Origin of the sequence: Lancefieldella parvula DNF00906 (genome assembly GCF_000758945.1) — a bacterium.
Classification (GTDB): domain Bacteria; phylum Actinomycetota; class Coriobacteriia; order Coriobacteriales; family Atopobiaceae; genus Lancefieldella; species Lancefieldella parvula_C.
In genome coordinates this window covers 1-5,164 of sequence record NZ_JRND01000012.1, presented here as the reverse complement: position 1 = coordinate 5,164, position 5,164 = coordinate 1, and the positions used below count along the sequence as shown (strand labels likewise).

Sequence of the window (5,164 nt, the reverse complement as noted above, 5' to 3'; positions counted from 1 at the left end):
AGGCAGTTCATTCACAGGCTCTCTTTTTGTTCAAAGCGTTTCTCGCTGTCTATTAGGCTACAAAATGAAATGCGTCACGAGGTGTTTTATCGTGTCCAACTACCTTGCCGCAATACACAAAACCAGCATGTGTAAGCGTCGTAGTCATAGCGACATTTGCTTCATGAGTATCTGCGCGAACGTTTGAATAGTTTTCGCAAATCCAATTGAATATAAAAGAGGCAATTCCGTGACCTGTATATTTAACAGCCACTCGGTGAATAACAACGTAATCCAGGCTGTTTATCCAAGCGCCTTCAGCAATATTGACGTATGCCTCGTCAGGACCGGGTAAGAGCGAAAAACAACCAATAATTTCTTCAGATGTTTCATCTTCAGCGACTACAAAAAGACCACATCTTTCATAATCAGCAACAGCGTCTTCTAAAAGAGGATAGTTCTCATTCCATTGAAACGTGTTATTTTGCTGATACATAGTCTGACGACCTGTGTCGTACAAATCTGCAACAGCGCAGAGGTCTTTAGCAGCAGCTCTTCTAATGTGCATTAGAAGACCCTGATATTCAATGTTTTAGCAATACTTTGGCCAGGTTCAAGGCTTATAATGCCCGGTTTGTGTTCAAAGATGCCGTCACAATCAACGGTATCTGCAATGCCACACCATGGTTCAAGAGCAACAAATGGACAACCAGGAGCAGCACTCCAAATGCCTAGATAATCAAAGCCTTCAAAATCCATCTGAATGCCATGAGCCTCAGAAGGAGCTTCTGTGTTAGCCACAAGTGTAATGCGTCTGTCAGGGACGTCTTCTAGTGTGATGGTCTTCTCGTGATCAATAAGCTCCCAAGACAGGGGAAGCGTATCAGAGTCCACGATAAGCCTCTGTGGAGTTGTGTAATCGCAAAGACCCTCATCAGTAATAGAGGGGCCGTAGCTGGTCCAGGAGCGCGTAAATAAGAGGTGATACTGGTCCAAAGAGGCTGCCTCAACGCCGGGGATTGGAATGTTGAACGCTGGGTGAGCGCCAAGGGTAAACGGCAGTACAACGTTTGCAGGATTGGTGACCTCATACGTTTGCGTCAGCGTATCACCAGCTACCGAGAAAATCAGCTTCAGCTCAAAGTCATATGGATAAGACTTGCGAGTCTCTTCGGTACTTTTTAGCTGGAGCGTTACAGAAGAGGGACTCTGCTCGACAACCTCAAACTGGTTGAGGCGAGCAAGTCCATGACGGGCAAGAGAGATGGTACCTTCTGCAGATTCTGCTTCACCGTCTTTGAGAACACCAACAATGGGGAAGAGGATAGGAGCACGTCTTGGCCACCAGTTGGAATCTCCCTGCCAGAGGTATTCTGACTCACCTTTGCGTAAGCTCATGAACTGCGCGCCCATGGTGTCAATTGAAGCGGTAAGAGAGTTGCTAGAAATAGAAATAATTTCAGACATAAATGCCTCCAGCTAAAGAATAAGCCAGCCTCTTTTGAGACTGGCTTAGTATACCAAGTTAGAAGTGCAGAAAGACTAGTTGTTGTCTGCCATCTGAGCCTGAACAGCAGTAATTGCAACAACGCCAACAATGTCATCAGCGGAGCAACCACGAGAGAGGTCGTTAACAGGACGAGCAATGCCCTGAAGGATTGGACCGTATGCCTCAGCACCGCTAAAGCGCTGAACAAGCTTGTAACCAATATTTCCAGCCTCAAGGTTAGGGAAGACCAGGATGTTTGCGTTTCCTGCAACCTTAGAGAATGGAGCCTTGAGCTTACCAACCTCAGGAACAAGAGCTGCATCAAGCTGAAGATCGCCGTCGAGTGCAAGCTCAGCGTTCTTCTCGTGAGCAAGCTTTGTGGCCTCCTGGACCTTCTCAGCAGTTGCGCCACCAGCAGAGCCCATAGTGGAGTAGGAGAGCATAGCAACGCGAGGCTCGTCGCTCATAAATGCGCGCCAAGAATCAGCGGAGGCAAGAGCAATCTCGGAGAGCTCCTCTGCAGATGGGTCAATGTTGAGGCCGCAGTCAGCAAAGAGCAGGGTTCCGTCCTCGCCAAAGTCAGTAGTGGTGCTCATGATGAAGAATGCAGAAACAAGCTTGGTACCAGGAGCAGTCTTGATGATCTGCAGTGCAGGCCTTAGGGTGTTTGCGGTAGAGTGGCAAGCGCCAGAAACCAGGCCGTCAGCGTCGCCCATCTTTACCATCATGGTTGCAAAGTAGGTAGCGTCGTTCATCTGCTTGCGAGCTTCCTCAATGGTAACGCCCTTGCGAGCACGAAGTTCAGCAAACTTCTGAGCATATGCCTCATGACGCTCGTCAGTAGCAGGGTCAACCACAGTTGCGCCTGGAACATCAATCTGCTCAGGATCGCCAAGAATAATGACCTTTGCAATACCCTCTGCAACAATCTTCTTAGCTGCATCGATGGTACGCTGGTCCTCGCCCTCTGGAAGGACAATAGTCTTTACGTCGGACTTAGCGGTTTCTTTCATACGGTCAAGAAACTTGCTCATGTGTCGTGCTCCAATCATACTTTGATATCTGTGCCTCGTTGAATTTTGCACTTCTTAACTTGTAGTGTGTACAAAAGCCAGACACAAAAAGCCAAGAAATGCATTTTCACACTAGTTGAATATTTTACGCCTAACGGCAGAGCTTTGCGCCCCGCATGACTCACTTTATGGCCACGTGTTAAAATGAGTGAAGTTTCACATACAAATCCTGCGCACTTAGGCGCACATGGAGGTTTACATGTCTATCAATCATGGTCTTCCTGCCGGTTTTAACCCCGACAACTACGATGTTATTGTTGTTGGAGCTGGCTATGCAGGCGCAGTTGTTGCTCGCCGTATGGCAGAAAACTGCAATTCAAAGGTAGCAATCTTTGAGCGCAGAAACCACATTGCCGGTAACGCTTACGATCGCCTTGATGACGCAGGCGTTCTTGTTCACGAGTACGGTCCACACATCTATCACACCATGAGTGACCGCGTTCACCAGTTCCTCTCGCGCTTTACTGATTGGACTGACTACCAGCACAAAGTTCTGGCTAACATTAACGGCCAGCTGATGCCGGTTCCTTTTAACCACCAGTCTTTGAAGCTTGCCTTTGGAGAAGAGCGTGGCGAGAAACTCTATCAGAAGCTGGTTCTTACGTTTGGTGAGAACGTCAAAGTTCCTATCATGGAGCTTCGCGAGAAGAACGATCCAGATCTGGAAGAGATTGCTGACTACGTTTATGAGAACGTCTTCCTGCACTACACCATGAAGCAGTGGGGTAAGACTCCAGACCAGATTGACAAGTCCATCACAGGTCGCGTTCCAATCTTTGTCGGCGATGATGACCGTTACTTCCCAGGTACAACCTATCAGGGCATGCCAAAAGAGGGCTACACCAAGCTCTTTGAGAACATGCTTGACCATGATTTGATTGATGTCTTCCTAGATGTTGATGTCCGTGACATCATGAAGCTCACCGCTTCTAACGTTGCTGTTTGCGAGAAACCATTTGCAGGTGAGGTAATCTACACCGGTCCTCTGGATGAGCTTTTCAACCTTGATCAGGGCGCTCTGCCATATCGTACGCTTGATATGCAGTTTGAGACGCTTGATCAGGACCAGTTCCAGCCTGTTGGTACCGTCAATTACACCACCAGTGAGGACTTTACTCGTATCACCGAGTTCAAGAATATGACTGGTCAGGTTCTTCCTGGTAAAACAACTATCATGCGTGAGTACTCACACGCCTATGTTCCAGAGAGTGGCCAGACTCCTTATTACGCTATTCTCGAGCCAGAAAATCAGGAGCTGTATCGCTCTTACAAGGAGCGCACTTCTGGCATTCTGAACTTCCACGCAGTTGGTCGTCTTGCTGAGTATCGTTACTACGATATGGATGGCGTTGTTGCTTCTGCTTTGGAACTTTCTGACGAACTTATTGCTCATCAGGCATAGGGAGCTTGCATGAATAAGACAATTACCTTTGGTATTCCATGCTATAACTCTTCTGAGTACATGGATCACTGTATTGAGTCTATTCTTGAGGGCTCTGATTATGCCGATGACGTGCAGATCGTTATTGTTGATGACGGCTCTGTAAAGGATGATACTGCCGCTAAAGCTGATGCTTGGCAGGAGCGTTACCCCAACATCATCAAGGCAGTCCATCAAGAGAACGGCGGCCACGGCATTGCTGTTATGAAGGCTGTTTCTCATGCTGATGGTGTGTACTTCAAAAACATTGACTCAGATGACTGGGTAGATGGTGATGCTCTGAAGACCTTCCTTCAGCAGCTTCGCACCTTTATTGCTTCTGATAATCCTGTTGACCTGGTACTCTCCAACTACGTCTATGAGCACGTTGAGGACAACACACAGAACTTTGTAGATTATCGCGATGCCGTTCCTACCAACAAGATTATTGGCTGGGAAGAGATTGGCCGCTTCAAGCTGTCTCAGTACCTTTTGATGCACGCAATTACCTACCGCGTTGAGGTTCTGCGCTCTGCAAATATCCAGATGCCTGAGCACACCTTCTATGTGGATAACGTCTATGCCTACGTTCCATTCCCTAAGGTAAAGACTATCTACTATGTTGACGTTGACTTGTATCGTTATTTTATTGGTCGAGACGATCAGTCAGTTAACGAGAAGGTCTTAACAAGCCGCGTTGATCATTACTGGCGCGTAGCGCGCAATATGATGCACGCATATCACATCTACGACGACATCTCTTCTCCACGTCTTCAGACGTACATGATGAGTTACTTCACCATCATCATGGCTATCTGCTCAGTCTTTTCTAAGATGAGCGACCGTGAGGATGCTATGGATCAGTTGGAGGAGCTCTGGGATGAGCTTCGCGCTTATGACAAGAAGATGTACCGCAAGGCTCGCTATGGTCTGGTAGGCACCGCTACAAATCTTCCTGGCAAGATTGGTAAGACGGTCACTATCGGTGGCTATCGCGTTGCTCAGAAGGTTGTTAAGTTCAACTAAACGTTCTTTCAAATCTAAAAGCAAAACCCTCGCATCCTGAACTGCCTCCCATTTCTTGGACAAAAGAAATGGGAGGCAGTTCATATGCGGGTGATTATGATTCTGCAGCATGTTAGCATCGACTTTTAGGCCTGGCGTACAAAATAGCGCAGGTCTGGTAGGTTTTGCTGAAGAATT

The 5,164-nt window shown here is 47.5% G+C and carries 5 protein-coding genes; 2 read left to right on the top strand and 3 right to left on the bottom strand.

The window, feature by feature from the left end; all coding sequences use genetic code 11:
• Window positions 1-52: 52 nt before the first annotated feature.
• From HMPREF1647_RS06785 to pta, 3 genes are all read right to left on the bottom strand, one after another.
• Window positions 53-547 (bottom strand): GNAT family N-acetyltransferase, encoded by a 495-nt coding sequence (locus HMPREF1647_RS06785; RefSeq protein ID WP_052039093.1) that lies wholly within the window; start codon window positions 545-547, stop codon window positions 53-55.
• Entirely contained in the window at window positions 547-1,446 is a 900-nt protein-coding gene (locus tag HMPREF1647_RS01995) for an aldose 1-epimerase family protein (protein ID WP_035431626.1), read from the bottom strand. Before HMPREF1647_RS01995 ends, HMPREF1647_RS06785 begins: the two co-directional genes overlap by 1 nt.
• A 75-nt stretch (window positions 1,447-1,521) precedes the next feature.
• A complete protein-coding gene (gene pta, locus HMPREF1647_RS01990) occupies window positions 1,522-2,502 on the bottom strand; it encodes a phosphate acetyltransferase (RefSeq protein ID WP_035431624.1) in 981 nt (326 codons plus the stop codon).
• Window positions 2,503-2,740: 238 nt separating this feature from the next.
• On the opposite strand from pta, the gene glf reads away from it, so the two are divergent.
• Both glf and HMPREF1647_RS01980 read left to right on the top strand, forming a co-directional pair.
• Window positions 2,741-3,943 carry a UDP-galactopyranose mutase gene (glf, locus tag HMPREF1647_RS01985; protein WP_035431622.1) on the top strand — a complete coding sequence of 401 codons (1,203 nt, stop codon included), beginning with the start codon at window positions 2,741-2,743 and terminating at the stop codon, window positions 3,941-3,943.
• A gap of 9 nt (window positions 3,944-3,952) precedes the next feature.
• Window positions 3,953-4,987: a glycosyltransferase family 2 protein gene (locus tag HMPREF1647_RS01980; RefSeq protein WP_035431620.1), complete on the top strand. Its 1,035-nt coding sequence runs from the start codon at window positions 3,953-3,955 to the stop codon at window positions 4,985-4,987.
• The last annotated feature ends 177 nt before the right edge of the window (window positions 4,988-5,164 follow it).

Excerpts from the sequence above, each read along its gene's own strand:
- HMPREF1647_RS06785 (WP_052039093.1), bottom strand. The coding sequence starts at position 547 with ATGCACATTAGAAGAGCTGCTGCTAAAGACCTCTGCGCTGTTGCAGAT.
- glf (WP_035431622.1), top strand. The coding sequence starts at position 2,741 with ATGTCTATCAATCATGGTCTTCCTGCCGGTTTTAACCCCGACAACTAC.
- HMPREF1647_RS01980 (WP_035431620.1), top strand. The coding sequence starts at position 3,953 with ATGAATAAGACAATTACCTTTGGTATTCCATGCTATAACTCTTCTGAG.
- pta (WP_035431624.1), bottom strand. The coding sequence starts at position 2,502 with ATGAGCAAGTTTCTTGACCGTATGAAAGAAACCGCTAAGTCCGACGTA.
- HMPREF1647_RS01995 (WP_035431626.1), bottom strand. The coding sequence starts at position 1,446 with ATGTCTGAAATTATTTCTATTTCTAGCAACTCTCTTACCGCTTCAATT.